Source organism: Achromobacter sp. B7, from assembly GCF_003600685.1.
Taxonomy (GTDB): Bacteria; Pseudomonadota; Gammaproteobacteria; order Burkholderiales; family Burkholderiaceae_B; genus Achromobacter; species Achromobacter spanius_B.
The window spans coordinates 6,121,389-6,146,299 of sequence record NZ_CP032084.1 but is presented as its reverse complement, the minus strand read 5'-3'; the positions used below and the strand labels follow the sequence as shown (position 1 = coordinate 6,146,299).

Annotated in this window: 32 protein-coding genes; 25 read left to right on the top strand and 7 right to left on the bottom strand. The window is 62.8% G+C overall.

All coding sequences use genetic code 11. The annotated features are described in order from the left end of the window. Nucleotides 1-56 precede the first annotated feature (56 nt). The 19 genes from DVB37_RS27835 to rplQ all read left to right on the top strand — a co-directional run bounded on the left by DVB37_RS27835 (nt 57) and on the right by rplQ (nt 10,237). Nucleotides 57-845, top strand: a complete 789-nt coding sequence (locus DVB37_RS27835) for an aspartyl/asparaginyl beta-hydroxylase domain-containing protein (RefSeq protein WP_205571641.1) — start codon at nt 57-59, stop codon at nt 843-845. 354 nt (nt 846-1,199) lie between these two features. Beyond that, nucleotides 1,200-1,568, top strand: coding sequence for a 50S ribosomal protein L14 (rplN, locus tag DVB37_RS27830; RefSeq protein ID WP_046807446.1), 369 nt, complete (start codon nt 1,200-1,202; stop codon nt 1,566-1,568). An 11-nt stretch (nt 1,569-1,579) separates the two neighbouring features. Further along, complete coding sequence (gene rplX / locus DVB37_RS27825; protein ID WP_006227036.1) at nt 1,580-1,900, top strand: 50S ribosomal protein L24; 321 nt, start codon at nt 1,580-1,582, stop codon at nt 1,898-1,900. A 12-nt stretch (nt 1,901-1,912) separates the two neighbouring features. After that, on the top strand, nt 1,913-2,452 hold the full coding sequence (gene rplE, locus DVB37_RS27820) for a 50S ribosomal protein L5 (RefSeq protein WP_006216529.1): 540 nt from the start codon (nt 1,913-1,915) through the stop codon (nt 2,450-2,452). 12 nt (nt 2,453-2,464) lie between these two features. Further along, nucleotides 2,465-2,770, top strand: a complete 306-nt coding sequence (gene rpsN, locus DVB37_RS27815; protein ID WP_006216527.1) for a 30S ribosomal protein S14 — start codon at nt 2,465-2,467, stop codon at nt 2,768-2,770. A 10-nt stretch (nt 2,771-2,780) separates the two neighbouring features. Continuing rightward, on the top strand, nt 2,781-3,176 hold the full coding sequence (rpsH, locus tag DVB37_RS27810) for a 30S ribosomal protein S8 (RefSeq protein WP_006216525.1): 396 nt from the start codon (nt 2,781-2,783) through the stop codon (nt 3,174-3,176). Between the two features lie 12 nt (nt 3,177-3,188). Then, entirely contained in the window at nt 3,189-3,722 is a 534-nt protein-coding gene (gene rplF / locus DVB37_RS27805; protein ID WP_046807445.1) for a 50S ribosomal protein L6, read from the top strand. 21 nt (nt 3,723-3,743) lie between these two features. Then, nucleotides 3,744-4,109 (top strand): 50S ribosomal protein L18, encoded by a 366-nt coding sequence (gene rplR / locus DVB37_RS27800; protein WP_006227039.1) that lies wholly within the window; start codon nt 3,744-3,746, stop codon nt 4,107-4,109. Between the two features lie 15 nt (nt 4,110-4,124). Then, nucleotides 4,125-4,646, top strand: coding sequence for a 30S ribosomal protein S5 (gene rpsE / locus DVB37_RS27795; protein WP_006216521.1), 522 nt, complete (start codon nt 4,125-4,127; stop codon nt 4,644-4,646). A gap of 3 nt (nt 4,647-4,649) precedes the next feature. Continuing rightward, nucleotides 4,650-4,835, top strand: a complete 186-nt coding sequence (rpmD, locus tag DVB37_RS27790; RefSeq protein WP_006216520.1) for a 50S ribosomal protein L30 — start codon at nt 4,650-4,652, stop codon at nt 4,833-4,835. 9 nt (nt 4,836-4,844) lie between these two features. After that, a complete protein-coding gene (gene rplO / locus DVB37_RS27785; RefSeq protein WP_013397002.1) occupies nt 4,845-5,285 on the top strand; it encodes a 50S ribosomal protein L15 in 441 nt (146 codons plus the stop codon). Between the two features lie 14 nt (nt 5,286-5,299). After that, nucleotides 5,300-6,625, top strand: coding sequence for a preprotein translocase subunit SecY (gene secY, locus DVB37_RS27780; RefSeq protein ID WP_039882533.1), 1,326 nt, complete (start codon nt 5,300-5,302; stop codon nt 6,623-6,625). Between the two features lie 8 nt (nt 6,626-6,633). Continuing rightward, nucleotides 6,634-6,852, top strand: a complete 219-nt coding sequence (infA, locus tag DVB37_RS27775) for a translation initiation factor IF-1 (protein WP_003806927.1) — start codon at nt 6,634-6,636, stop codon at nt 6,850-6,852. Between the two features lie 34 nt (nt 6,853-6,886). Beyond that, a complete protein-coding gene (rpmJ, locus tag DVB37_RS27770) occupies nt 6,887-7,000 on the top strand; it encodes a 50S ribosomal protein L36 (RefSeq protein ID WP_003806928.1) in 114 nt (37 codons plus the stop codon). A gap of 43 nt (nt 7,001-7,043) precedes the next feature. Then, a complete protein-coding gene (gene rpsM, locus DVB37_RS27765) occupies nt 7,044-7,409 on the top strand; it encodes a 30S ribosomal protein S13 (protein ID WP_006216517.1) in 366 nt (121 codons plus the stop codon). Nucleotides 7,410-7,424: 15 nt separating this feature from the next. Next, complete coding sequence (gene rpsK, locus DVB37_RS27760) at nt 7,425-7,826, top strand: 30S ribosomal protein S11 (protein ID WP_006216516.1); 402 nt, start codon at nt 7,425-7,427, stop codon at nt 7,824-7,826. A gap of 11 nt (nt 7,827-7,837) precedes the next feature. Continuing rightward, the gene (rpsD, locus tag DVB37_RS27755) at nt 7,838-8,461 is read left to right on the top strand and encodes a 30S ribosomal protein S4 (protein WP_006216515.1); all 624 of its coding nucleotides are present in this window, start codon (nt 7,838-7,840) and stop codon (nt 8,459-8,461) included. Nucleotides 8,462-8,674: 213 nt separating this feature from the next. Beyond that, nucleotides 8,675-9,661: a DNA-directed RNA polymerase subunit alpha gene (rpoA, locus tag DVB37_RS27750; RefSeq protein WP_006216514.1), complete on the top strand. Its 987-nt coding sequence runs from the start codon at nt 8,675-8,677 to the stop codon at nt 9,659-9,661. A 183-nt stretch (nt 9,662-9,844) separates the two neighbouring features. Then, entirely contained in the window at nt 9,845-10,237 is a 393-nt protein-coding gene (rplQ, locus tag DVB37_RS27745) for a 50S ribosomal protein L17 (RefSeq protein WP_006216513.1), read from the top strand. A gap of 81 nt (nt 10,238-10,318) precedes the next feature. On the opposite strand, the gene DVB37_RS27740 is transcribed toward rplQ, so the two are convergent. Next, a complete protein-coding gene (locus DVB37_RS27740) occupies nt 10,319-10,756 on the bottom strand; it encodes an HIT family protein (protein ID WP_104142460.1) in 438 nt (145 codons plus the stop codon). A gap of 178 nt (nt 10,757-10,934) precedes the next feature. Here DVB37_RS27740 and cutA point away from each other — a divergent pair, with 178 nt between their 5' ends. From cutA to DVB37_RS27725, 3 genes are all read left to right on the top strand, one after another. Then, a complete protein-coding gene (cutA, locus tag DVB37_RS27735; protein ID WP_120157324.1) occupies nt 10,935-11,282 on the top strand; it encodes a divalent-cation tolerance protein CutA in 348 nt (115 codons plus the stop codon). Nucleotides 11,283-11,380: 98 nt separating this feature from the next. After that, nucleotides 11,381-13,207 carry a protein-disulfide reductase DsbD gene (dsbD, locus tag DVB37_RS27730; protein ID WP_162941366.1) on the top strand — a complete coding sequence of 609 codons (1,827 nt, stop codon included), beginning with the start codon at nt 11,381-11,383 and terminating at the stop codon, nt 13,205-13,207. Nucleotides 13,208-13,336: 129 nt separating this feature from the next. Next, the gene (locus tag DVB37_RS27725; protein ID WP_104142797.1) at nt 13,337-14,212 is read left to right on the top strand and encodes a DMT family transporter; all 876 of its coding nucleotides are present in this window, start codon (nt 13,337-13,339) and stop codon (nt 14,210-14,212) included. On the opposite strand, the gene hemB is transcribed toward DVB37_RS27725, so the two are convergent. Both hemB and yihA read right to left on the bottom strand, forming a co-directional pair. Next, entirely contained in the window at nt 14,209-15,225 is a 1,017-nt protein-coding gene (hemB, locus tag DVB37_RS27720) for a porphobilinogen synthase (RefSeq protein ID WP_104142463.1), read from the bottom strand. The genes DVB37_RS27725 and hemB overlap by 4 nt on opposite strands. Next, on the bottom strand, nt 15,222-15,845 hold the full coding sequence (gene yihA / locus DVB37_RS27715; RefSeq protein WP_006216506.1) for a ribosome biogenesis GTP-binding protein YihA/YsxC: 624 nt from the start codon (nt 15,843-15,845) through the stop codon (nt 15,222-15,224). Before yihA ends, hemB begins: the two co-directional genes overlap by 4 nt. A gap of 221 nt (nt 15,846-16,066) precedes the next feature. Here yihA and DVB37_RS27710 point away from each other — a divergent pair, with 221 nt between their 5' ends. The 3 genes from DVB37_RS27710 to ccsB all read left to right on the top strand — a co-directional run bounded on the left by DVB37_RS27710 (nt 16,067) and on the right by ccsB (nt 20,342). Next, complete coding sequence (locus DVB37_RS27710; protein WP_104142798.1) at nt 16,067-16,768, top strand: c-type cytochrome; 702 nt, start codon at nt 16,067-16,069, stop codon at nt 16,766-16,768. A 119-nt stretch (nt 16,769-16,887) separates the two neighbouring features. Beyond that, entirely contained in the window at nt 16,888-18,966 is a 2,079-nt protein-coding gene (locus DVB37_RS27705; RefSeq protein ID WP_046807441.1) for a cytochrome c biogenesis protein ResB, read from the top strand. Nucleotides 18,967-18,974: 8 nt separating this feature from the next. Beyond that, nucleotides 18,975-20,342, top strand: a complete 1,368-nt coding sequence (ccsB, locus tag DVB37_RS27700; RefSeq protein WP_240434014.1) for a c-type cytochrome biogenesis protein CcsB — start codon at nt 18,975-18,977, stop codon at nt 20,340-20,342. Nucleotides 20,343-20,357: 15 nt separating this feature from the next. Here the strand turns inward: ccsB and DVB37_RS27695 are convergent, their stop codons facing one another. From DVB37_RS27695 to DVB37_RS27680, 4 genes are read right to left on the bottom strand one after another with little or no spacing between them, the layout of a single operon-like run. Next, complete coding sequence (locus DVB37_RS27695; RefSeq protein WP_046807439.1) at nt 20,358-20,741, bottom strand: DUF4150 domain-containing protein; 384 nt, start codon at nt 20,739-20,741, stop codon at nt 20,358-20,360. Between the two features lie 25 nt (nt 20,742-20,766). After that, a complete protein-coding gene (locus DVB37_RS27690) occupies nt 20,767-21,825 on the bottom strand; it encodes a pentapeptide repeat-containing protein (RefSeq protein ID WP_104142465.1) in 1,059 nt (352 codons plus the stop codon). Continuing rightward, nucleotides 21,822-24,449: a DUF2169 domain-containing protein gene (locus tag DVB37_RS27685; RefSeq protein WP_120157322.1), complete on the bottom strand. Its 2,628-nt coding sequence runs from the start codon at nt 24,447-24,449 to the stop codon at nt 21,822-21,824. Before DVB37_RS27685 ends, DVB37_RS27690 begins: the two co-directional genes overlap by 4 nt. Nucleotides 24,450-24,452: 3 nt before the next feature. Further along, a complete protein-coding gene (locus DVB37_RS27680) occupies nt 24,453-24,905 on the bottom strand; it encodes a hypothetical protein (RefSeq protein ID WP_120157321.1) in 453 nt (150 codons plus the stop codon). Nucleotides 24,906-24,911: the final 6 nt, after the last annotated feature.

Here is a 24,911-nt window from a genome sequence, read left to right as displayed (position 1 = left end):
GGATTGGAGCCAATGGGAGGGGCCAAGTCTTGCAAGCCCGGGCGGGCTTGGACACAATGGGCCATCTTAGGCAGCCTGATTCCATACCCATCGTGCAACCCGTTGACGCGCTTTCCGGCAACAAGCCCAGTCTGTATTCGCGCGTGCTTTTTCGCTTCATCGATTGGCTACGTCACCGGATCGCGCGGGCGTCGCTGGTGGGCGACAAGCCGATCTTCCAGAATGACCAGTTCCCGTGGATCCCCGAGCTAGAGGCGCGGACCCCGGCCATCCGCGCCGAACTCGCCGAATTACTGGCCGAACGCCAGCATCTGCCGGCATTTCATGAGATATCCCCGGATGTCGGGATGATCACGTCCGACGACCAATGGAAGACGTTTGTCTTCATGGGGTACGGGCTGCGATCTGAACGCAACCTGGCGCGTTGCCCGGAAACCGCCCGCGCATTGACCGCGATACCGGGTATCCGCAGCGCGTTCTTCTCGATCCTGGAACCGGGCAAGCGAATTCCTCTTCATACTGGCCCCTACAACGGCGTGCTGCGCCTGCACCTGGGGCTGGTGGTGCCCGAGCCGGCCGATCGCTGCTGGATAGAAGTCGGGGGGGAACGGTATAGCTGGCGGGAAGGTCGGGCCGTGGTGTTCGATGACCTGTATCCCCACCAGGTTCACAACGACACGGACGGGCTACGCGCCGTTCTGTTCGTCGACTTCGAAAGGCCGTGCCGTGTTCCGGTAAAATGGCTGAATCGCCTGGTGCTCAGAGCGGCCCCGTTCACGGACGAAATCCGTCGCGGCAAGGCCAATCACGATGCCTGGGAGAAGGGCTACTACCGCCAGAAATAGGGGGCAGAGGGCCCGCAAACCGTTCCCCTTATTGGGGAGCGTGGTCTTTTGTGCGTCATACCAACAAAGTACTTGCGCTCAAAATTTAACCACGCTAGAATGATCAGCTTTCCCAGATTGTCGATTGAGTTAAGGAAGATTTAGCTCATCGAGTTGGGGGAATACCCGCAGGATTTCAACCCAGGGTCGTTGCGTTGCCAACCCGTTGCAGAGGTAGAGCGAAAGCTCTAGGTCTACAACACAAAAGCAGGGCGGCAGACCTGACGGGACCAAAACTGGCAGGAATTGCAGAGTTCCTCGGGGGGAAAACCCCGGGAAAACAGTATTTCCAGTTAAGTTGGAACAGGAAAAATCATGATCCAAATGCAGACCACGCTGGACGTGGCCGATAACACTGGTGCGCGTCATGTCATGTGCATTAAGGTGCTCGGTGGCTCCAAGCGCCGTTATGCCGGTATCGGCGACATCATCAAGGTGAGCGTCAAAGATGCGGCTCCGCGCGGACGCGTCAAGAAAGGCGAAATTTACAATGCCGTGGTGGTTCGTACCGCCAAGGGCGTGCGCCGTAAAGACGGTTCGCTGATTAAGTTCGGTGGCAATGCCGCCGTATTGCTCAACGCCAAGCTGGAGCCCATCGGCACCCGCATCTTCGGACCCGTTACGCGTGAACTGCGTACCGAGAAGTTCATGAAGATCGTGTCGTTGGCCCCGGAAGTGCTGTAAGGAGCCCTACGATGAATAACATTCGTAAAGGCGACGAAGTCATCGTCCTGACCGGCCGCGACAAAAAGCGTCGCGGTACCGTGCTGGCTCGTGTTGATGCCGACCACGTTCTGGTCGAAGGCGTCAACATCGTCAAGAAGCACGTGAAAGCCAACCCGATGGCTAACAACCCGGGCGGGATTGTCGAAAAGACCATGCCGATCCACATCTCGAATGTGGCGCTCTTTAACCCCGCAACCGGTCGTGGCGACCGCGTGGGCGTTCAAGAAGTCGAAGGTCGCAAGGTCCGCGTGTTCCGTTCCAATGGTGCCGTTGTCGGCGCCAAGGCGTAAGGGGCGATAGACATGTCTCGTTTGCAAGATTTCTACAAGAGCAAGGTCGCTGGCGACCTGCAGGCCAAGTTTGGCTACAAGAGCGTCATGGAAGTGCCGCGCATCACCAAGATCACCCTGAACATGGGTGTCTCGGAAGCCGTGTCCGATAAGAAGGTTATCGAACACGCGGTGTCGGACCTGACCAAGATCGCTGGCCAAAAGCCTGTCGTGACGAAGACCAAGAAGGCTATCGCCGGTTTCAAGATCCGCGAAAACTACCCGATTGGTTGCATGGTCACGTTGCGTGGTCAACGCATGTACGAATTCCTGGATCGCCTCGTTGCGGTCGCGCTGCCTCGCGTGCGCGACTTCCGTGGTATCTCGGGTCGTGCGTTCGACGGCCGTGGCAACTACAACATCGGGGTGAAAGAGCAAATCATTTTCCCCGAAATCGAGTACGACAAGATCGACGCGCTGCGTGGGCTGAACATCAGCATCACCACCTCCGCGAAGACCGACGAAGAAGCCAAGGCGCTGTTGACGGCCTTCAGCTTCCCGTTCCGTAACTAAGGGGCTGATGACGTGGCTAAACTTTCCCTCATCAATCGCGACATCAAGCGCGCCAAGCTGGCTGACAAGTTCGCTGCCAAGCGCGCTGAGTTGAAGGCGATCATCGACGACCAGTCGAAGACCGACGAAGAACGTTACCAAGCTCGGCTCAAGCTGCAACAGCTGCCGCGCAATGCCAATCCGACGCGCCAACGTAACCGTTGCGTGGTCACCGGTCGTCCGCGCGGCGTGTTCCGCAAGTTCGGCCTGACGCGTCACAAACTGCGTGAAATGGCGATGAAGGGCGAAATCCCCGGCATCACCAAGGCCAGCTGGTAGGAGATACATTATGAGCATGAGCGATCCCATCGCCGATATGCTGACCCGCATTCGCAATGCGCAGCAAGTGGACAAAGTTACGGTGAGCATGCCCTCCTCGAAGCTGAAGGCGGCAATTGCCGCTGTGCTGAAAGACGAAGGCTACATCGACAGCTTTGAAATCAAGGGCACCCAGGCCAAGCCTGAGCTCGAGATCACCCTGAAGTACTACGCTGGTCGCCCGGTTATCGAACGCATCGAACGCGTTTCGCGCCCCGGTCTGCGTATCTACAAGGGCCGTACCAGCATTCCTCAGGTCATGAACGGCCTGGGCGTGGCTATCGTTTCGACCTCGCGCGGCGTCATGACCGACCGTAAGGCTCGCGCCAACGGCGTCGGCGGCGAAGTGCTGTGCTACGTGGCCTAAGGAGAAATTCGAATGTCACGTATCGCTAAGTATCCGGTCGAACTGCCCAAGGGTGTCGAAGCTGACATCAAGCAGGATCAGATCATCGTCAAGGGCCCGCTGGGCACCCTGACTCAAGCCCTGACTGGCGACGTTACGGTTGCGATGGACGAAGGCAAGCTCACGTTTGCCGCCGCCAACGAATCTCGTCACGCCAATGCCATGTCGGGTACCGTGCGCGCTCTGGTGGCCAATATGGTTACCGGCGTGAGCAAGGGCTTCGAGCGCAAGCTGACCCTGGTTGGCGTGGGTTACCGCGCCTCGATCCAAGGCGATGCCGTTAAGCTGCAGCTCGGTTTCTCGCACGACGTTTTGCATCAGTTGCCGGCCGGTATCAAGGCCGAATGCCCCACCCAGACGGAAATCGTCATCAAGGGCGCCAACAAGCAAGTCGTCGGTCAGATGGCCGCTGAAATCCGCTCGTACCGCGAACCCGAACCCTACAAGGGCAAGGGTGTGCGTTACTCGGACGAACGCGTCGTCATCAAAGAAACCAAGAAGAAATAACGGCGCACGCAAGGACGAATCATGGACAAAAAAGTTTCCCGTTTGCGTCGTGCGGTTCCGACCCGCCGGAAGATCAACGAGTTGCGCGTTCACCGCCTCTCGGTCTTCCGCTCGAACCAGCACATCTACGCCAACATCATTTCGCCGGAAGGCGATCGCGTTCTGGTCAGCGCCTCGACGGTGGAAGCCGAAGTGCGTGCGCAACTGGCCGGCCAAACCGGTCAAGGCGGCAACACTGCCGCTGCGACCCTGGTTGGCAAGCGCGTGGCCGAAAAGGCCAAGGCTGCCGGTATCGAACTGGTCGCTTTCGATCGCTCGGGCTTTCGTTACCATGGCCGCGTGAAAGCGCTGGCCGATGCCGCGCGTGAAGCCGGCCTGAAGTTCTAAGCGAGGATCTGTCAAATGGCTAAAGTACAAGGCAAGAACGCCGCGGAAAAAGAGAACGATGACGGCCTCCGCGAAAAGATGATCGCGGTCAACCGCGTGAGCAAAGTGGTCAAGGGTGGTCGCACCATGAGCTTTGCCGCGCTGACCGTGGTTGGCGATGGCGATGGTCGCGTCGGCATGGGTAAGGGCAAGGCGCGTGAAGTGCCGGTGTCCGTCCAGAAGGCAATGGAACAGGCCCGTCGCGGCATGTTCAAGGTTGCTCTGAAGAACGGCACGCTGCACCACACCGTGGTTGGCAAGCATGGCGCCGCTACCGTGCTGATCTCGCCGGCTGCTGAAGGTACTGGCGTTATCGCCGGCGGCCCGATGCGCGCTATTTTTGAAGTGATGGGTGTGCGTAACGTGGTTGCCAAGAGCTTGGGCTCGAGCAACCCCTACAACATGGTTCGCGCCACGTTGAACGGTCTGCGCGCTTCCCTGACCCCGGCCGATGTTGCTGCCAAGCGCGGCAAGTCGGTCGAAGAAATCCTGGGGTAAATCATGGCTCAGAAGCAGATCAAAGTGACCCTCGTGCGCTCCGTGATCGGTACCAAGCAATCGCACCGTGATACGGTTCGCGGTTTGGGCTTGGGCCGCATCAACAGCAGCCGCGTGTTGGTCGATACGCCCGAGGTGCGTGGGATGATCCGTAAGGTGGATTATCTCGTTTCCGTCTCGGAAGCCTAAGGAATCACCATGTCGGATATGCAACTTAATTCGCTGAAGCCCGCTGAGGGCAGCAAGCACGCCAAGCGCCGCGTCGGCCGTGGTATCGGTTCGGGTCTGGGTAAAACCGCCGGCCGTGGCCACAAAGGTCAGAAGTCGCGCTCGGGCGGTTTCCATAAGGTTGGCTTCGAAGGCGGTCAAATGCCGCTGCAGCGTCGTCTGCCCAAGCGTGGTTTCACCCCGCTCGGTCAGCACCTGTACGCCGAAGTCCGTCTGTCGGACCTGCAAGCCTTGCCCATCGACGAAGTCGACGTGCAAGTGCTCAAGGCGGCTGGCGTGATTGGTCAGGCGGTTCGTTACGCCAAGGTCATCAAGTCGGGTGAACTCTCGCGCAAGGTAGTGCTCAAGGGCATTACTGCGACGGCCGGCGCTCGCGCCGCCATCGAAGGCGCGGGCGGCTCGCTTGCTTGATCACGAGGTGACGAGTGGCTAACGCGCAGGCATTGGGCAAAACCGGAGCACGGTACGGTGATTTGAAGCGCCGTTTGGTGTTCCTGGTGCTCGCCCTGGTGGTTTACCGTTTGGGTACACACATCCCCGTACCGGGTATTAATCCGGATGCGCTGGCGGACTTGTTCCGCCAGAACCAGGGCGGGATCCTGGGCCTGTTCAACATGTTCTCGGGTGGGGCGCTCTCGCGTTTCTCGATTTTTGCCCTGGGGATCATGCCGTACATTTCGGCATCCATCATCATGCAGTTGATGTCGGTGGTGGTGCCGTCGCTGGAAGCGCTCAAGAAAGAGGGCGAATCCGGTCGTCGGAAGATTACCCAATACACCCGCTACGGCACAGTCGTGCTGGCGCTGGTGCAAGCAGTGGGCATTTCGGTGGCGTTGGAGTCCCAACAGGGACTGGTGATCGATCCGGGTATGCTGTTTCGCTTCACGACCGTTGTGACTCTGGTCACTGGCACCATGTTCGTCATGTGGCTGGGTGAACAGATCACGGAACGCGGTCTGGGCAACGGGATTTCCATCCTGATCTTCGCAGGTATCGTTGCGGGTTTGCCCGCGGCGCTGGCTGCACTGTTGGACCTGGTCCGCACCAACGCGATGTCCGTGCTTTCGGCACTGTTCATTGTGGCTCTGGTGGTGCTGGTTACCGCTTTTGTGGTGTTCGTGGAACGCGGACAGCGCAAGATCACGGTGAACTACGCCAAGCGTCAGGTCGGCAACAAGGTCTACGGTGGTCAAAGCTCGCATTTGCCGCTGAAGCTGAACATGGCAGGGGTGATTCCGCCGATTTTCGCATCGTCGATCATTCTGTTCCCGGCCACGATCACGAGCTGGTTCTCCAGCAGTGAGAACATGCGCTGGCTTAGCGACCTGGCTGCGGCCCTGTCGCCTCGTCAACCGCTCTACATCACGCTGTACTCCGTCGCGATTATTTTCTTCTGCTTTTTCTACACGGCTCTGGTGTTCAACAGCCGCGAAACGGCGGACAACCTGAAGAAGAGTGGTGCGTTTGTTCCGGGCATTCGTCCGGGTGAACAAACAGCGCGCTACATCGACAAGATCCTGATGCGTTTGACGCTCGCAGGTGCCATCTACATTACGTTGGTGTGCCTGTTGCCGGAATTCTTGGTGATGCGCTGGAACGTTCCCTTCTACTTCGGTGGTACGTCTCTGTTGATTATTGTGGTGGTGACGATGGATTTCATGGCACAGGTTCAGGCCTACATGATGTCTCACCAGTACGACTCGTTGCTCAAGAAGGCCAACTTCAAGGGCGCGGGTTTGCCGATGCGGTAAGCAAAAGAATGTCCAAGGACGACGTCATTCAGATGCAAGGCGAGGTTCTTGAGAACCTCCCGAACGCGACATTTCGCGTCAAGCTCGAAAACGGCCACGTGGTGTTGGGCCATATTTCCGGCAAGATGCGTATGCATTACATCCGGATCCTGCCGGGTGACAAGGTCACAGTGGAGCTCACGCCCTATGATCTGACGCGAGCCAGGATAGTTTTCCGCTCCAAATGAGCGGAACCGGATTACGGAAAATTAGGAGTCAACCATGAAAGTAATGGCATCGGTTAAGCGGATCTGCCGCAACTGCAAAGTTATCAAACGTCACGGCGTGGTGCGTGTTATCTGCACCGACCCGCGTCACAAGCAGCGTCAAGGCTAACTCGGGTTAGCGACTACGCAACAGATTTATTCAAGGAATAGTCATGGCCCGTATTGCTGGCATTAACATCCCGCCGCAACAGCACGCCGAGATCGGACTGACCGCCATTTTTGGCATTGGTCGTACGCGCGCTCGCAAAATCTGCGAAGCGGCAAACGTACCCTTTGACAAAAAGGTCAAGGATCTGAACGACGCTGAATTGGAACGCGTCCGCGAACATGTTGGTTTGTTCACGGTTGAAGGCGACCTGCGTCGTGAAGTACAGCTCTCGATCAAGCGTTTGATCGACCTGGGAACCTACCGCGGTATGCGTCACAAGCGCGGTTTGCCCGTGCGCGGCCAGCGCACTCGCACCAACGCCCGGACCCGTAAGGGCCCGCGTCGTGCTGCTGCGTCCCTGAAGAAATAATCGAGGAACTGGATTATGGCGAAAGCTTCCACCAGCGGCGCTTCGCGCGTGCGCAAAAAGGTTAAGAAGAACGTCTCGGACGGCATCGCGCACGTTCACGCTTCGTTCAACAACACCATCATCACCATCACCGACCGTCAGGGCAACGCTTTGTCGTGGGCCACTTCGGGTGGTGCTGGTTTCAAGGGTTCGCGTAAGTCGACCCCGTTTGCCGCGCAAGTCGCCGCTGAAACGGCTGGCCGCGTCGCGCTGGAATACGGCATCAAGACGCTGGAAGTGCGCATCAAGGGCCCCGGTCCTGGCCGCGAATCGTCGGTCCGCGCGTTGAACGCGCTGGGCATCAAGATTTCGTCCATCGCCGACATCACGCCCGTTCCGCACAACGGCTGCCGTCCGCCGAAGCGTCGTCGTATCTAAAGGGAATCCACATGGCACGTTATATTGGACCCAAATGCAAGCTCTCGCGCCGCGAGGGTACTGACCTGTTCCTGAAGAGCGCCCGTCGCTCGCTGGATTCCAAGTGCAAGCTGGATTCCAAGCCTGGCCAACACGGCCGCACTTCGGGTGCCCGCACTTCCGACTACGGCCTGCAGCTGCGCGAAAAGCAAAAGCTCAAGCGCATGTACGGCGTGCTGGAAAAGCAATTCCGCAAGTACTTCGCTGAAGCAGAGCGTCGCCGTGGCAACACCGGCGAAACCCTGATCCAGCTGCTGGAATCGCGCCTGGACAACGTCGTCTACCGCATGGGCTTCGGCTCGACGCGCGCCGAAGCTCGCCAGCTGGTCAGCCACCGCGCCATCGAACTGAACGGCCACACGGCTGACATCGCTTCGATGCTGGTAAAGGCCGGCGACGTCGTCTCGATCCGTGAAAAGGCCAAGAAGCAAGGCCGTATCAAGGAATCGCTCGACCTGGCCACCAGCATCGGCATCCCCCAATGGGTGGAAGTCGACGCGACCAAGCTGACCGGTACGTTCAAGTCGGTCCCCGATCGCGCTGACGTCGCTCGCGACATCAACGAATCGATGGTCGTCGAACTGTACTCGCGTTAATCAGGTCGGCCGGCGCCTCCTTCGCAGGTGTGCCGGCTACTGGTCCCGCGACCCGTTTGCACGTCTCGCAGCAGCCCGCCTTCCGCCTTTTGGTGGGGCGGGCTTTGCGGTAAGTATCGGCCGGCGCTTTCGCGCTGCCCGAGTTTCATGTTTCACCTGTCCATCAGCCTTATCGGTGTAACGAGCCGAGGGTATTGAAAAGGAACACAGTAAATGTCCACTCAAGGTTTTCTGAAGCCGCGCTCCATTGAAGTCGAACCGGTCGGCACGCACCATGCCAAGATCGTGATGGAGCCGTTCGAGCGTGGCTACGGTCATACGCTGGGCAACGCCCTGCGCCGCATCCTGCTGTCTTCGATGACCGGCTACGCGCCGACCGAAGTGCAAATGACGGGCGTGGTGCACGAATATTCGACCATCCCGGGCGTTCGCGAAGATGTCGTCGACATCCTGCTGAACCTGAAGGGCGTGGTTTTCAAGCTGCACAATCGCGACGAAGTGACCCTGGTTCTGCGCAAGACCGGCGCGGGCACCGTGCTGGCCAGCGACATTGAACTGCCGCACGACGTCGAGATCATCAACCCCGGCCATGCCATCTGCAACCTGACGGACGCAGGCAAGCTGGAAATGCAGATCAAGGTTGAGAAGGGCCGCGGCTACGTGCCGGGCAACGTGCGCGCGCTGTCGGAAGACCGCACCCACACCATCGGCCGTATCGTTCTGGACGCTTCGTTCAGCCCGGTTCGCCGCGTCAGCTACGCGGTGGAAAGCGCCCGTGTGGAACAGCGCACCGACCTGGACAAGCTGGTTCTGGACATCGAAACCAACGGCGTCATTTCGCCCGAGGAAGCGGTGCGCCAGTCGGCTCGCATCCTGATGGACCAGATCTCGGTCTTCGCCGCGCTGGAAGGCGCTGGTGATTCGTACGAAGCTCCGGTTCGCGGCACGCCGCAGATCGACCCGGTCCTGCTGCGTCCGGTCGACGACCTGGAACTGACCGTGCGTTCGGCCAACTGCCTGAAGGCCGAAAACATCTACTACATCGGCGACCTGATCCAGCGTACCGAAAACGAGCTGCTCAAGACCCCGAACCTGGGTCGCAAGTCGCTCAACGAAATCAAGGAAGTTCTGGCTGCACGTGGCTTGACCTTGGGCATGAAGCTCGAGAACTGGCCGCCCCTGGGCCTGGAGCGTCCCTAAGTTTTAACGGGTGGCACCCCGGCAACGGGGCGCCACCTGCAACGCCCGGCAACCCCGTCGGGCGGTTTGCGAATTCGTCGTAAAATGCACCGTTTTCTACCGGACCGCGGCCTGATTGCAGGTTGATAGAAGAGCCGGCAACCCGATGGCGAACGCCATCTTTAGATTCAAAGGAAACTTATCATGCGTCACGGTAATGGCTTGCGTAAGCTCAACCGCACCAGCAGTCACCGTCTTGCCATGTTCCGCAACATGGCCGTTTCGTTGATCACTCACGAAGCCATCAAGACCACGCTGCCGAAGGCGAAAGAATTGCGCCGCGTCATCGAACCCCTGATCACGCTGGGCAAAGAGCCCACGCTGGCGAACAAGCGTCTGGCATTTGCCCGTCTGCGCGATCGCGATGCGGTGGTGAAGCTGTTTGCCGAAATCGGCCCGCGCTACGCGGCCCGTAACGGTGGCTACACCCGCGTGCTGAAGATGGGCTTCCGTCAAGGCGACAACGCTCCCATGGCTTTCATGGAACTGGTTGACCGTCCGGAAGTTGATGAAGCCGCTGCGGACAGCGCCGAATAAATTCGGTTGCTAGATAAGCGACAAGGGCGGGTCTTCGGACCCGCCCTTGTTTTATTTGCGCGCCCCGCCACGCGACTGACGTCACGAGGCGTGCAGTTCCCCTCGCAGCTGCTCGGCGGTGGCTGCCAGTACCTCTTGAGGCGGTTGCGGCGGCATCTTGAACGTCAGGTCCTGCTGTTCGATGTACGCGGTGGATGTGACGTCCTGCGTGTGATGCATGGGGATGACGTGCGCGTGCGAATGCGCGACGTGTATGCCCGTGAACGCGAACCCCACGCGCTGCACGCCGTACAGGCGCTTCATGTGGCGTCCCAGCTTCTGTCCCAGGTTTACGATGTGCCCCGCCAGGTCGGCCGGCATGTCCTCGAAGTACGGGTAATGCTGCTTCGGAATGATCAGCGTGTGTCCCGGCCGTACCGGCTGGATGTCCAGGAAGGCCATCAAGCGGTCGTCTTCATGGATGATGTGCGCGGGAATCTCGTGCCGGGCGATCCGGCAGAACAGGCAATTGTCGGGCATGCGGGCCTCGTGAAAGCGGGTGGCATGGTGGCGGCGTCGATACGGTTGCGGGCGCTTGGCCGGCAGGTTCGAGCGCGGGTATCCGGGTCCGGCCGCCAGCGTCCGGCGTCCGGGCTTCGGCGCAATATCGATAAAATACCCCGAGTTACATCCCACACGGTTATCTCAAGGAGCCTCCATGTTGCGCGATGACGACGTCGTGCTGGTCATCAGCAATGCGCCCGACCTCTTGCTGGCCAAGCGCATCGCGCATGTGCTGGTGGAAGATGGATTGGCCGCGTGCGTGAACCTTGGCGCGCCGGGCCTGTCCATCTATCTGTGGAACGGAGAGGTCGAGGGGACGGAAGAAGTCCCCGTCCATATCAAAACCACCTACGCACGTCATCAAGCCGTTGTTCAGGCCCTGGCGCAGATGCATCCCTACGATGTGCCCGAAATTATCGTGCTGCCGGTCATCGGCGGCGCCGCGCCCTATCTGGATTGGGTGCGAGAACAAACGGCCGTCACCAAAAACAAGAGAGACTGATGTTTCAACCTGCCGGTATCGTCGACGCGCCCGGGCGCCCGATTCACGCCCCTCGCGCGGCGCGCACTCTGATCGGACGCTGCCTGGCATTGCTGGCAATGATGCTGTTGCTGCTGGGTTGGCAGGCGGCGCACGCTGAAGCCGACTTTCTTGAGCCCGAAAAAGCGTTCGTCTTCAGCGCGAAGATGGCCGCGCCCGACACGCTGGAACTGCACTACAAGGTTGCGCCCGGCTACTACATGTACCGCGAGCGTTTCGGCATCACGATCAGCCCGGCCGATGCCACAACGCTGGGCGAGGCCGTCTATCCGAAGGGCGAGGTCAAGTACGACCCGACCTTCGAAAAGGACATGGAAGTCTTCCACAAGGACGTCCTGATTCGCGTGCCGGTGGGCTCGGGCACCGCGCCTTTCACCCTGACGTTGACCGGGCAGGGGTGCGCGGACGCCGGGCTGTGCTATCCGCCGATGGACAGCAGCGTCAAGCTGACGCCGGTGGCGGGCGGATACGCCTTGGCGGGCGGTCTGCTTGCAACGGCCGGGCAATCATCGCAACCTGGGCAATCCACCTCAGCCCCCGCGGCTACCGGCCTTGGCGCCCTGGTCAACGCAGGCGATACCGGTCTGGCCGATGCGCTGGGCGGCCTGGGTTGGGCCAAGACGGCGGGCGTGTTTTTGATCCTGGGTTTGTTGCTGGCCTTCACGCCCTGCGTGTTGCCGATGATTCCCATCCTGTCTTCGATCGTGCTGGGTGGCGTGGCGCAGCCCCGGCCCACGCGCGGTCGGGGTTTGGCCCTGGCGGCGACCTATGTGCTGGGTATGTCGGTGGTCTACACCGCGCTGGGCGTGGCCGCTGGCCTGAGCGGCGCCGGTCTGGCCGCCTGGTTGCAAACCCCCTGGATCCTGACGCTGTTCGCCATCCTGCTGACCGTGCTGGCGCTGGCCATGTTCGACGTGTTCACGTTCCAGATGCCGTCCGGCGTCCAGGCCAAGCTGTCCGAGCGCTCGTCACGCGTGCCGGGCGGCCGCTACACCGGCGCGCTGCTGATGGGCGCCTTGTCCGCCTTGATCGTCGGGCCGTGCGTGGCCGCGCCGTTGGCCGGCGCGCTGCTGTATATCTCGCAAACGGGCGACGTCATCCTGGGCGGCTCGGCGTTGTTTGCCATGGCCTGGGGCATGGGCGTGCCCTTGCTGATCGTGGGCGCGTCCTCGGGCGCGTTGCTGCCCAAGGCCGGCCCGTGGATGGATGGCGTCAAGCGCCTGTTTGGCATGCTGCTGCTGGGGACCGCGTGGTGGATGCTAATCCCGGTGGTGCCGACCTGGGTGCAGATGACGGGTTGGGCCTTCCTGGCCGTCGTGTCCGCCGTGATGCTGCGCGCGTTTGACGCCTTGCCCGCGGGCGCCGGTGCCGGTCGCATGTTTGCCAAGGGGCTGGGGCTGCTGTTGGCGCTTGCCGCCGCCGCTTGGCTGATCGGCGCGGCCAGCGGGGGGCGCGATGTCTTGCAGCCGCTGTCGCATCTGGCCGCACGTGGCGAGGCGTCGGTGGGCACGGCCGTCGCCAAGGGCGACATGCAATTCACGCGCGTGCGCAACAACGCCGAGCTGGACGCGCTGCTGGCGCAAAGCCGCCAGCCGGTCATGCTGGATTTCTATGCCGACTGGTGCGTATCCTGCCGCGAAATGGAGCGCTTCACGTTCACCGATCCCGGTGTCGCACAGCGCATGTCGGGCATGTTGCTGGTGCAGGCCGACGTCACGGCAAACAACGCCGACGACCGCGCGCTGCTAAAACGCTTCCGGCTGTTCGGGCCGCCGGGAATCATGTTCTTCGAGCCGGGCGGCAAGGAACTTCCCGATGCGCGCGTAGTGGGTTTCCAGGATGCCAAGCGCTTCACGGAATCGCTGGACAAGGTGCTGGTGCGCTGACGGCGGGCGATATACCATGGCGGCTGCGCTGCGTGGGCGGCGCATCCCACTCCCTCCAGGCCGGCGCCCGTGACGTCCCCGACAGTTGATGCAAGCCAGGACCGCAACGGTCTGATCTATGTTCAATTGATGTTCGTCATGGCCACATGGGGCCTGAACATCGTCTCCATCAAGTACCTCACGCAGCACATGGATATCCAGGCGCTTGCCGCCGTGCGGATCGTGGTTGCGTTCATCACCGTCACCCTCATCATCAAGGCCCGCCGTGGCCGCGTGCCCAAGCTGGGCCGCGTGGAATTGGGCTGGGTGGCGCTGGCGGGCTTTCTGGTGGTCTACGCGCACCAGGTGGCGCTGGTCTCCGGGCTGCGCTTTTCTTCCGCCGCCAACGGCACGCTGATCATGGCCACCAGCCCCTTGTTGTCGGCACTGCTGGCCGCGCTGTTCTATCGCGAAAAACTGACCCTGGTACGCATCTGCGGCGCTCTGCTCGGGCTGCTGGGCGTGGGCATGGTGGTGGCCGGCAGCGGTGCCCAATTCGGGCTTAATGGCTGGGGCGACGCGGTGGTATTCGTGGCCGTGCTGGTGTTCGTGTTCGGCGGCCTGGTGATCCAGCGCATGTCGCGCACGATGGACCCGCTGGGCATGCTTTGGTACATGTACCTGGCAGGCGGGCTGATGCTGGTGGCGCACGCGTTGGTGACGCCGTCTTCTTACCAGACCGACACCTGGCAGATGACCTGGTGGCCGTGGCTGGTGCTGCTGTTTTCAGCGGTGATTGCCTCGGGCGTCAGCAACATCATCTGGAACGCCGGCATCGCGCGGCTGGGCATCAGCCGCGCCGCCTTGTTCGTGAACTGGCTGCCGATATTCGGGCTGTTGTTCGCCTCGCTGTTTCTGGATGAACACGTCACCTTGACCCATGTGTTGGGGCTGGCCTGCGTGCTCGGGGGAACGTGGCTGGGACTGCGCCGGACCACGCCGGCGCCTGACCCTAAAAGTGCTTAGCGCTGCGCTTTGAGCAGCGTGGCGGCTTCGATGGCGAAGTACGTCAGGATGCCGTCGGCGCCGGCGCGCTTGAACGCCAGCAGCGCTTCCATCATGACCTTGTCGTGGTCCAGCCAGCCATTGGCGGCGGCGGCCTTGATCATCGCGTATTCACCGCTGACCTGGTAGGCGAACGTGGGCACGCGGAAGGTGTCCTTCACGCGGCGCAGCACGTCCAGGTACGGCATGCCCGGCTTGACCATGACCATGTCCGCGCCTTCTTGCAGATCGGCGGCCACTTCGCGCAATGCTTCGTCCAGGTTGCCCGGGTCCATCTGGTAAGCCATTTTGTTGGACTTGCCCAGGTTGGTGGCCGAGCCCACGGCGTCGCGGAACGGGCCATAGAACGCGCTGGCGTACTTGGCCGAATAGGCCATGATCTGCGTGTGGATGTGGCCGTTGGCTTCCAGTGCCTTGCGGACCGCGCCGATGCGCCCATCCATCATGTCGCTGGGGGCCACCATGTCCACGCCTGCGGCGGCCTGCGTGAGCGCCTGCTTGACCAGGATCTCGACCGTGATTTCGTTGATGACGTAGCCGTTCTCGTCGATGACGCCGTCCTGGCCGTGGCTGGTGTACGGGTCCAGCGCCACATCACACAGGATGCCCAGCTCGGGGAAACGTTTTTTCAATTCGCCCACCACGCGCGGGATCAGACCGCGCGGGTTGGTCGCTTCGACGCCGTCGGGCGTCTTCAGCGACGGGTCGATGACCGGGAACAGCGCCATCACCGGAATGCCCAGTTCGACGCATTTCTCGGCCACGGGCAGCAGCGTATCCAGCGAATAGCGGACCACGCCGGGCAGGGACGGCACGGCTTGCTCGATGCCCGTGCCGTCGGCCACGAACACCGGGTAGATCAGGTCATTGACCGTCAGCGCGTTCTCGCGCACCAGGCGGCGGGTGAAGTCGTCGCGGCGCAGGCGGCGGGGGCGGGAAACCGGAAATTCAGGGGTGATGATCTGCGGGTTCATGATTCGACCTTCGGGGAAATCCAATTCTCAATGTGGGCGCCCGCTTCTTCCAGCCCGATGCGCTCGGGCGCCGAAAACGGGATGGTGTGCAGGGCGCCGATGTCGGCCAGGTCCTTGCGGACCGAGAACACGGTGCGCATGCGCTGGCCATAGGGCAGCTTGTCGGCCTTGGTCAGCAGCGCCAGCACGGGGCGGCCGGTGGGGGCGATGAAGTTGGCCAAGCGGCGGTCAAGCTCGGTGACGCCGCGGCGGATATCGATCAGCAGCACGATGCCCGCAAGCGACTCGCGGTCGCGCAGGTAGCCGCCAAGAATGTCCGCCCATTTTTCTTTTTCGTTGCGCGCCACGGACGCATAGCCGTAGCCGGGCAAGTCAACGAGAAAACCGATGTGGCCTTCCGGATCCAGCGGGTCGGGCAAGCCGAACATGTTGATCAAGCGCGTGCGGCCCGGCGTCTTGCTGGAAAACGCAAGACGGCGCTGGTTGCACAGCACGTTGATGGCCGTGGATTTGCCGGCGTTGGAGCGGCCGACAAAGCAGACCTCGGGAGCGCCGGCGGCCGGCAACTGGTCGAGGCGAGCTGCCGAGGTAAGGAAGGAGGCGCGATGTAGGAGGGACACGGATGGGCTTTGGATACGGTTGGTTTCGAGCCCTATTGTATAATCCGGCGTTTGCAACAGTGGTCCCCGTGCGCGGAGCCGTCTTTTTTGCTTACTGTTTAGGTGCCTGCGGCAACTTGGCAGGCAGAACGGGCAGAGAGGTTCGATACGGTTTTTCAGGGTGTGCGGGGTAGGCGTGGGCGCCTTTTTGCGCCTTGATCGATGTGATCGTCGAGGTCTTCATGAAGCGTGTGCTGTCCCGGATGTTGGTTGCGAGCGGGCTGTTGCTCGGCGCCTCCGCCTTCTCTACACCCAGTTTCGCCGCCGACGGCGCAGCGGGCCCGGCCAAGCCAGATGCCGCCAAAGGCGGTCAGCTGTTTGACCAGGGCGACGCCTCGCGGGGCATCATTGCCTGTGCGTCCTGTCATGGCGCGGCGGGCAATAGCACCATCCCGGTGAACCCCAACCTGGCCGCGCAACCCCACGAATACCTGGCCAAGCAACTGGCCGACTTCCAGATCAAGCAGGGCGCCAAGCTGCCCGTGCGCAATGGCGCGGGGGGCAATCCGACCCCGATGACGGCCATGGCGCAGAACCTGACGCCGGCCGACATGCAGAACATTGCGCTGTACCTGGCGCAACAACCCCTGAAAGAACCCGCCACGGCGGGCCAGGAAAAGTTGGTCGACCTGGGTCAGAAGATCTGGCGCGGCGGCTTGCCGGAGCGCAATGTGCCGGCCTGCGCGGCGTGCCACTCTGCAAACGGCGCGGGCATGCCCAGCCAGTACCCCCGCTTGTCGGGGCAGTTCCCCATGTACATCGAAGAGCAGCTCAAGCTGTTCCGCAGCGGCGACCGCAAGAACGAAATCATGTTCGCGATCGCAGACCGCATGTCGGACGCCGATATCAAGGCCGTGTCCGACTACGCAGCGGGCTTGCGGTAGGCCAACGCCGGCAACACGCGCGGCTGGTCCGCGTTCATGCAACCTGAGCGTGACGGAACCTGATTCCGTTGCGCGCTGTCTATGAGGGGGGTAGCCGATCGCGCGGCCCCCCTTTTTTCATGAATTCAACACGAACCCACACCCGCCCCTCTTTGCGCAGCCTGCCCGGCGACTTCTTCGAACTGCTTGGTTCGATGCGTTTTGCCGTCAGCCTGCTGATGTTCATCTGCGTGGCGAGCCTGGTGGGCACGGTGTTGCAGCAGAACCGTTCGTCCAGCAACTACATCGACCAGTTCGGGCCGTTCTGGTACGAGGTGTTCGACAAATTTTCCATCTGGCACGTCTACAACAGCTGGTGGTTTCTGCTGATCATGGGCTTTTTGGTCGTGTCGACCTCGGTGTGCCTGATCCGCAACGCGCCCAAGATGTTGCGTGACGCGCGCTCCTTCCGCGAGCACGTGCGCGCCAGCAGCCTGCGCGCCTTCCCGCATCGTGTGGAAACCGAAGAACCCACCGACGTGGCACAGACATCGGCCGGCCTGAAGGCGCTGCTTGAGCGGCTGGGCTATGCCGTACGGCAGCGGCAGGACGCCGACGGCGTGCTGCTGGCCGCCAAGAAGGGCAGCGCCAACCGCCTGGGCTACGTCTTCGCGCACGCGGCCATGGTCATCATCTGCATCGGCGGGCTGCTCGATAGCGAATTGCCGGTGCGGCTGCAGGTCATGTTTGGCGGCAAGCAGCCCATTGTGGACAACATGCTGATTTCGGAAGTGCCCGAAAGCGGCCGTTTGTCGGTCAACAACCCCAGTTTCCGTGCCAGCGTGCTGGTGCCCGAAGGCGGGCAGGCCAGCACGGCGGTGGTGATGGTGGGCGACGGCGCCTTGGTGCAGCCGATGCCCTTCACACTGAAGCTGAAGAAATTCGTGGTCGATTACTACTCGACCGGCATGCCCAGCCGCTTTGCCAGCGAAGTTGAAGTCACCGACCCGGACACGGGCAAGACCTTCGATTCCACCATCGAGGTCAACGAGCCGCTGCGCTTCAAGGGCATGACCGTGTACCAGTCCAGTTTTGACGATGGCGGCAGCACGGTGGTCTTGAAGGGCTACCCGCTGGTCGGCGCCAATGCCGCGACCTTCTCGGTGAACGGCACGGTGGGCAAGACCAGCGAAGTGACGGCGCAGACGTCGGGTGGCCCGCGCAGCATGGGTGTCGAAATCACCGCCATGCGCCCGATCAACGTCGAGGACCTGACGCGCGGTGACCCCAAGGGCGCCAACCAGAGCTTTGCCGAGCACGTGGCCTCGGTGTCCGGCAGCGCGGCGGGCAAGAAGAACGAAAACCTGCGCAACGTGGGCCCCAGCGTCGAATACAAGCTGATCGACGATGCCGGCCAGGCGCACGAATTCCAGAACTACATGCTGCCCATGGAATTGGACGGCGCCACCGTCTTCCTGGCCGGGGTACGCAACAATGCGTCGGAGCCCTTCCGTTACCTGCGCATTCCGGCCGACGACGACAGTTCCATCGGTGAATTCATGCGCTTGCGCGCCACCTTGGCCGACCCGGCCGCGCGCCGGGAAGCCGCCCGTCGTTTCGCCGAGCGCAACAGTCCGTCCGGCGCCGACCGCCAACCCTTGCAAACTGCCGCCGAGCGCGCGCTGGAAACCTTTGCCTCGGGCGGCCTGCAAGCGGTGGCCGCATTCCTGCAAGCCAACACGCCCGCTGCCGACCTGGAACGCGCCGCGGATGTGGTGATCCGGCTGATCGGGGCCAGCATGAACGAATTGCGCGCCATCGAGCGCGAGCGCGCCGGCTTGCCGGCCGTGGCCGTGGAAGGCCCGGATGGCGAACGCGCGGCCGTCTGGTCGCGCCTGGCCGTGGCGGCGCTGTCCGACCTGACGGTCTATCCGGCGCCGGTGTTCCTGTCGCTGGCGGACTTCAACCACGTGCAGGCCAGCGTATTCCAGGTCAGCCGCACGCCGGGCAAGAACACGGTCTACCTGGGCAGCCTGTTGCTGGTCCTGGGCGTGTTTTCGATGTTCTACATCCGCGACCGCCGCGTCTGGATCTGGGTCAAGCCGCAAGGCAGCGGCAGCAGCGTCCTGGCGGCCATGACGTCCCAGAAGCGTACACTCGACTTCAATCAGGAGTTTGAACGCTTCAAGCAGGCGCTGCTGCGCCAGAAGAGGCCTTAAGGTTATTTATGTCGACTACGACCACCCCGCACCCCTCCTCGCCGGACACGTTGAACGCGTCGCCCGATACCCTGTGGCAAGACAGCTTGTCCGAAACGGGCGATAACCGCGCCCGTCGCGGCAAGCCGGATTGGACCGACGTTGTTTTCTTCCTGCTGTTGGCAGTGGGCGCCGGCTTCGCGCTGACCAGCCACGGCAACGCGATGGACTACTACGAGAAGATCATCCTGTGCGGCACCGTGCCCGCGCTGGCCTGGATGGGCTGGCTGTGGCGTCCGCTGCGCCGCCTGATGGTCGCCTGTGCGATCGCGGCGGGGCTGGCCTTGATGCTGTACGGCAATGACCTGGCCCGCGCCGAGCAGGTGTTCTTCCTGAAATACCTGTTTTCTTCCCAGTCGGCCATCTTGTGGATGTGCGCGCTGTTTGCGCTGGCCATGGTCTGCTACTGGATCGGCGTGTTCAGCCCGACCGCCGCGTGGCTGGGCACGGCGCTGACGTGGGGCGCGGTGTTCGCCGGTGTCACCGGCCTGCTGGTGCGCTGGCGCGAAGGCCATCTGATGGGCCCTGACCTGGGCCATATTCCCGTCAGCAACCTGTACGAAGTCTTCGTGCTGTTCTCGCTGATCACGGCGCTGTTCTACCTGTATTACGAACGCAAGTACGCCACGCGCGCGCTGGGCGGCTTTGTACTGCTGGTGGTGACCTCGGCCGTCGTGTTCCTGCTGTGGTATTCCTTCACGCGCGATGCCGGCCAGATCCAACCGCTGGTGCCCGCGCTGAAAAGCTGGTGGATGAAGCTGCACGTGCCGGCCAACTTCATCGGCTATGGCACGTTTTCGCTGGCCGCGATGGTGGGCTTTGCCTATCTGATCAAGCAGCATGGCCAGACCACGTCGTGGGCCAAGCTGGCGCCGCTATTCATCCTGGGTGTGTTGCTGTGCGCCGAGCCGATGGTGTTCCGTACCGACGGCTTGTCGGCCACGTGGATGCTGTACTTCGGCGTGGGCGCGGTGATCGTGGGCGCCATTCTGCTGGGCCGCCGCCGGATCGCCGTGGCGCTGCCCTCGCTGGAGGTGCTGGACGACATCATGTATCGCGCCATCGCCATCGGCTTCGCCTTCTTCACGGTGGCCACGATCCTGGGCGCGCTGTGGGCGGCGGACGCCTGGGGCGCCTACTGGCAGTGGGACCCCAAGGAAACCTGGGCGCTGATCGTCTGGCTGAACTACGCGGCCTGGCTGCACATGCGCCTGATCAAGGGTCTGCGCGGCACCATGGCGGCCTACTGGGCGCTGATGGGCCTGCTGATCACCGGCTTTGCCTTCCTGGGCGTGAACATGTTCCTGTCCGGCCTGCACTCCTACGGCCAGCTGTAATTCACCCCAAGCGCGTCACGCCGCCAACGCAAACATCGATTTTTGCGGCGTGGCCGCCTTGAAGCCCGGCGTATTGATCGTGTTCTGCAACGTCAGGCTGGTCACGCGCACCAGCGGCGCGGCGCGCACCAGCACGGTGAACGCCCCGGTGATGTAGCGCGCCTGCCCCATGAACGTCTGGGATATCACGCCACCGCCCACGCCCGCGGTGTCGCCGAGCGTCACCGGTATCGTTGTGACCATGTTGTGCATGGGCATGCAGCTTAACCACACGTTCCACACCACCGGAATCCCCATGGACGACGTCGACACGTCAATGTGCGGCACCGGCGGCACGGGCGTCTTGCAGACGTCGGGAAATCCCAAGCCGACGCTGGGTAACTGGCAGAGCACTTGCATGGTTTGCACTCCTGTTGCGATGGGGTCAAAGGTTTGCGCGCGCTGCCGACCACAGTTCGGCTTCAAGCAGGGGCGCGTCGTTTTCGATGATGCCGTGGCGCTGCGACCAGCGCACACCGCCGGTCAGCGCGCGATGCATGCGTGTGCGCAGGAAAGTGGCGTCGCGCAGATCAGCGCCCTCCAGGTCCGCCAGCGAAAAATCCGCGTCCGCCAGTTGCGCGCCATGAAAGTCCGTACCGGCGCAGCGCGCGCGCTGAAAAATGCACAGGCAAAGGCTCGCGCCGCGAAAGTTCGCGCCGTCCAGCGTGGCCTCGGCCCAGATGGCGCCGTCAAAGCGACCGCCTTGCAGGTCCGCCCCGGTCAGATCCGCCTGGGGAAACAGAGCCTGCGGTGCGCAAGCGCCGGCAAAGCGCGCGCCCCGCAACGATGATCCCTTGAAGCCCGACTGACGCAAATCGCATTGGCGAAAATCCGCGGCGTCCAGCTGGCAATCCGTGAAATGGCACAACGCAAACGACTGCCCGGCGAAGCGCTGCGCTGTCAGATTGCATTCCGTGAACATCGTGCTGGCGGCGTTGGCGCCCGTCAGCGTGGCGCTGCGCAGGTCCAGCTGATGGAACAGGGTGTAGCCAAGCTGCGCTTGCGTCAGATCGGCGTTGGCGAAGGTGCCGCGCGAGAACACCGAGCGTTCCACGCAAGCGGCCTGCAACGATGCAAGCTCTAGCGACGTGGCGGTGAAAGACGATTCGTACAGGGCGGCCTGGTCCAGCCGGGCGCCCGTCAGGTCGCATTCCGTGAAGCTCGCGCCATGAAAGCGGCCGCCGCTGAACCTTGCTTCCCTTGCCTGGCAGCGTAGCAGCCGCGCAGTGTCCAGGTTGGCGCCGACGGCATCCACGTGGCCCATGGCGCAGCTGATGAACTGGCTGTCCTGTAACTGGCAGCCGGCCATCCGTGCACCCGTGAAATCAACGTGATCGAAAAAAGCACCCGCCAGATCCAGCCCGGCCAGATCGGCGCCTGCCAGGCTGATGTGTTGTATCGGCTCGCCATGGCGCACGCTGTCCAGCAGCTTGTCGATGTTCATGCGGGCTGCTCCGGCTGCCTGGCGGGCCAGCGCTTGGCGCCTTGCGTGTAGGTATGGTCCAGCCCGGTGCTGTCGTCCATTTGCGTTTGCGCGACATCGGCGCGGAAGAAGTTCGACCCGGTAAGATCGGCACGCAAGAAGATGGCCTTGCCCAGCAAGCTGTTGATCAGGTTGGCATTACGCAGGCAGGCGCCGGTGAAATCCGCGCGCACGAAGTGCGTGTCGGGGGCGGTCAGGCCGCTCAGGTCGGCATCTTGCAACTGGCACTCGGAAAAGTCACAGGCGTTCAGGGTCGCGCCGCGCAAGTCCGCGCCCGTCAATGTGGCGCCGCGCGCGCTGCCGTGCTTGAACTGCATGCCGCGCAGCCGGGCGCCCGCCAGCTCGACGCGCCCGGCGAAGGCGCAGCCGTCCAGCGTGGCATTTTCCATGCTGAAGCGGCCTGTGAAAGCCACGTCCATGAAGCTCAGCCGCACCAACGTCGCGCCAGCAAAGTCCGCATCGGCAAGCGCGCTCTGCATGAACACGCACTGCTCGAAGCGCGTGTCGCGAAAGTCGCAGTCTTCGAATGTGCCGCTCATCGCCGCCCACTGGCTGAAGCTGGCACGGCGGAAGTCGCAACGTATCAACCGCGCCTGGTGCAAGCGCCCCAGCTGCCATGCGCTGTCGGCAAAATTGCAGTCTTCGCACTGCGCGTGGTCCCACGTGCATTCCTTGAACTGGCCCTGCGCGAAGTGGGTCCTCACACATTGCGTGCGGCCCAGGTTGGCGCGCGTCAGGTTCGCGCCGGACAGGCTTGCGCGGGTCAAGTCCGCGCCCGTCAGCACGGCGTCGGTCAGGTCGCAGCCATCCAGCCGGGTATCCGCGAGCTTTGCGCCGGCGAAAATCGCGCGCTGAAAATTGACGCACGACAGGTCCATGCCCGATAGATCCGCACCGGTCAGGTTCATGTCGCGACAGTCGCGGTTGTTTTTCAGCTGCGCGTCCAGTTTGCGGCGCGTGCGCTGCGCGCGCAATGGCGGCATGGGCGGGGGCGGGGCAAAATGATGGGCCGACTGTTGATACGCCTGATGCACCTGCGGCCCCAGCGTGTCGGCCAGTGGCGGCAGGGACGTCGGGCTATCCGCCGATGCGCGTCCGGCCCGCGCATGCGGGCTGGCATCGAACTCGGCAATGTGTCGTTTGACCCTGCGGGGATCGAAGCCGGACGGCAGTGTGCCGTCCGGCCCCGGCCGGCGCAGCGCGTCCATGTCCACGCCGGCCACTTCGGCCATCTGCGGCAGGTTGGGATCCGCCAGCGCGCGCGCGCCCGGCCCGCCGGACAGGCGCTTGGCCTCTTCAAGCTCTTGCTGCATGCGCAATATCGTTTGTGGCAAATCGGCAAGCCTGGGCGCTGTAGGCGGCGGGTCCAACGGCGCCATGTACAGATCGGGGTCCAGGCCCTGCGCCAATAGCGACTCGCGTTCGCGCGCGTGGCGGCGCGCCAGCCCGGCGTGAACGTTCCTGTTGGTGGCACGCACGGCCAAGGTTTGCGCGTCCCCTTCCAACCCGCCGTCGCAAAGCTCTTCCGGCACGAGTTGCGCGTCTAGCAGGGCATAGACGGGGCCCAGCTCCGGGCTCAGGCGTTGCCGCACGACGTCCCGGTAATGGCTGACTTCGCGCGGCTGGTCCGCGTGTTCCAGCGCAGGCATGATGTGGCGGATATCCGCTGCGTCATCCTCGCGCACGTGCACCGCGCCGTGCCAGATCAGCACCATCTTCGTGTGATCGGGAAAAAACCACGCGGTGGTCAGGCGCAGCGGTACCTCTTCAAGCGCGCTGCCATCCGCCTGTCGGCTGACAAAACAGCGCGCGCGCCAGCGGGGCAGTTGGCCGCGCAACACCGCTTGTTCAGGATGCAGATTCCACAGCGCATAGTCCGTGCCACCGGCAAGCTCGGCGTTGGCCGGCCCCCATTGGTCGGGCGGCGCCGCGTTGAAGAAGCGCCAGTCCATGTCGCGCGCGAAACCGGGATAGTCGTGCTCCAGCCATTCCTGTCCGTAGTCGCGGCCCATGTGCGATGCGCGCTGCGGCCATTCCACGGGCAGTGCGCCAAAGCCCGCAGGCGCCACGCGTTGCCCGGGGGCGCTGATGCGCTGCAAGGGGTGTTCAATGTTTGGCAGCCGACGCGTGCGCACGCCATTGATGACCTCGTCCTGCGCGCCGATACCCAGCGGGTTTTCAGCGACGTCCGGGCCGCCATAGGCGTGGCTCCAGTCCAGGCGCATGCGCGCAAACGGCTGCGGCGCGGTCGCTTTGCCATCGATCCAGTAGCGGTCGCCAAAGACCAGCAATGACTTGTCGATGGCGCCCACCTGCACGCGCACGCCGCACGCGCCGGGCTGCTTGGCATCATGGGGGTAGGCATGGCCCGAAACCAGCACTTCCGGGTACTGCTTGGGCGTGGCCAGGTCCAGCGCGCCGATGCCTTCTTCGGCGGCAAGCTTCCAAAGGTCCTGGTCGGTCAACAACGTGGGGGACTGCGCGATGTCGACCAGGGCGAAGACCGACACGCCCAACAGATCGCGGCGCTGCCATCGGTAGGGCCGCGTCAGGACGCCCAGGCGGAAAGGCTTGATGGTCTTCATGGGCTATCCGGTGGGCTGATCAATGGCGACGTCATAGGTGGCGGCATTGTCCCGCGACCCTTCGCGCGACCGTTGCGCGGACCCCTCCCGCGCCTGCACGCGCACCTGCACGGTCTTGCCCGCACCGAACTCGGCCAGGTGCAGCGGCGATAGCGGCACGCGTACCGTGCGCGTAAACGCCGGCGTGGCATCGGTGGCGGCAATCTCCAGCTCCAGCTCGATGACGAAATACAACGTCTCGCCGATGCGGGTACGCGTGTCGCGCGCTGCCATCACGCGTGCGGTGCTGGCCACGCCCGTGGCGCGGACCGCGTCCAGGCGTTCGGTTTCCGCGCGCCCGGCCGCCCGGCGTCGGCGTTCGCGCCGAAGCATGAAGGCCGCCTGCACGCCCGACAACAGCAAGCCCAGCACGACCCATTTTCCCCAGTCCGGCCAGGCCGTCACGAAGTCCGACATGAGCGT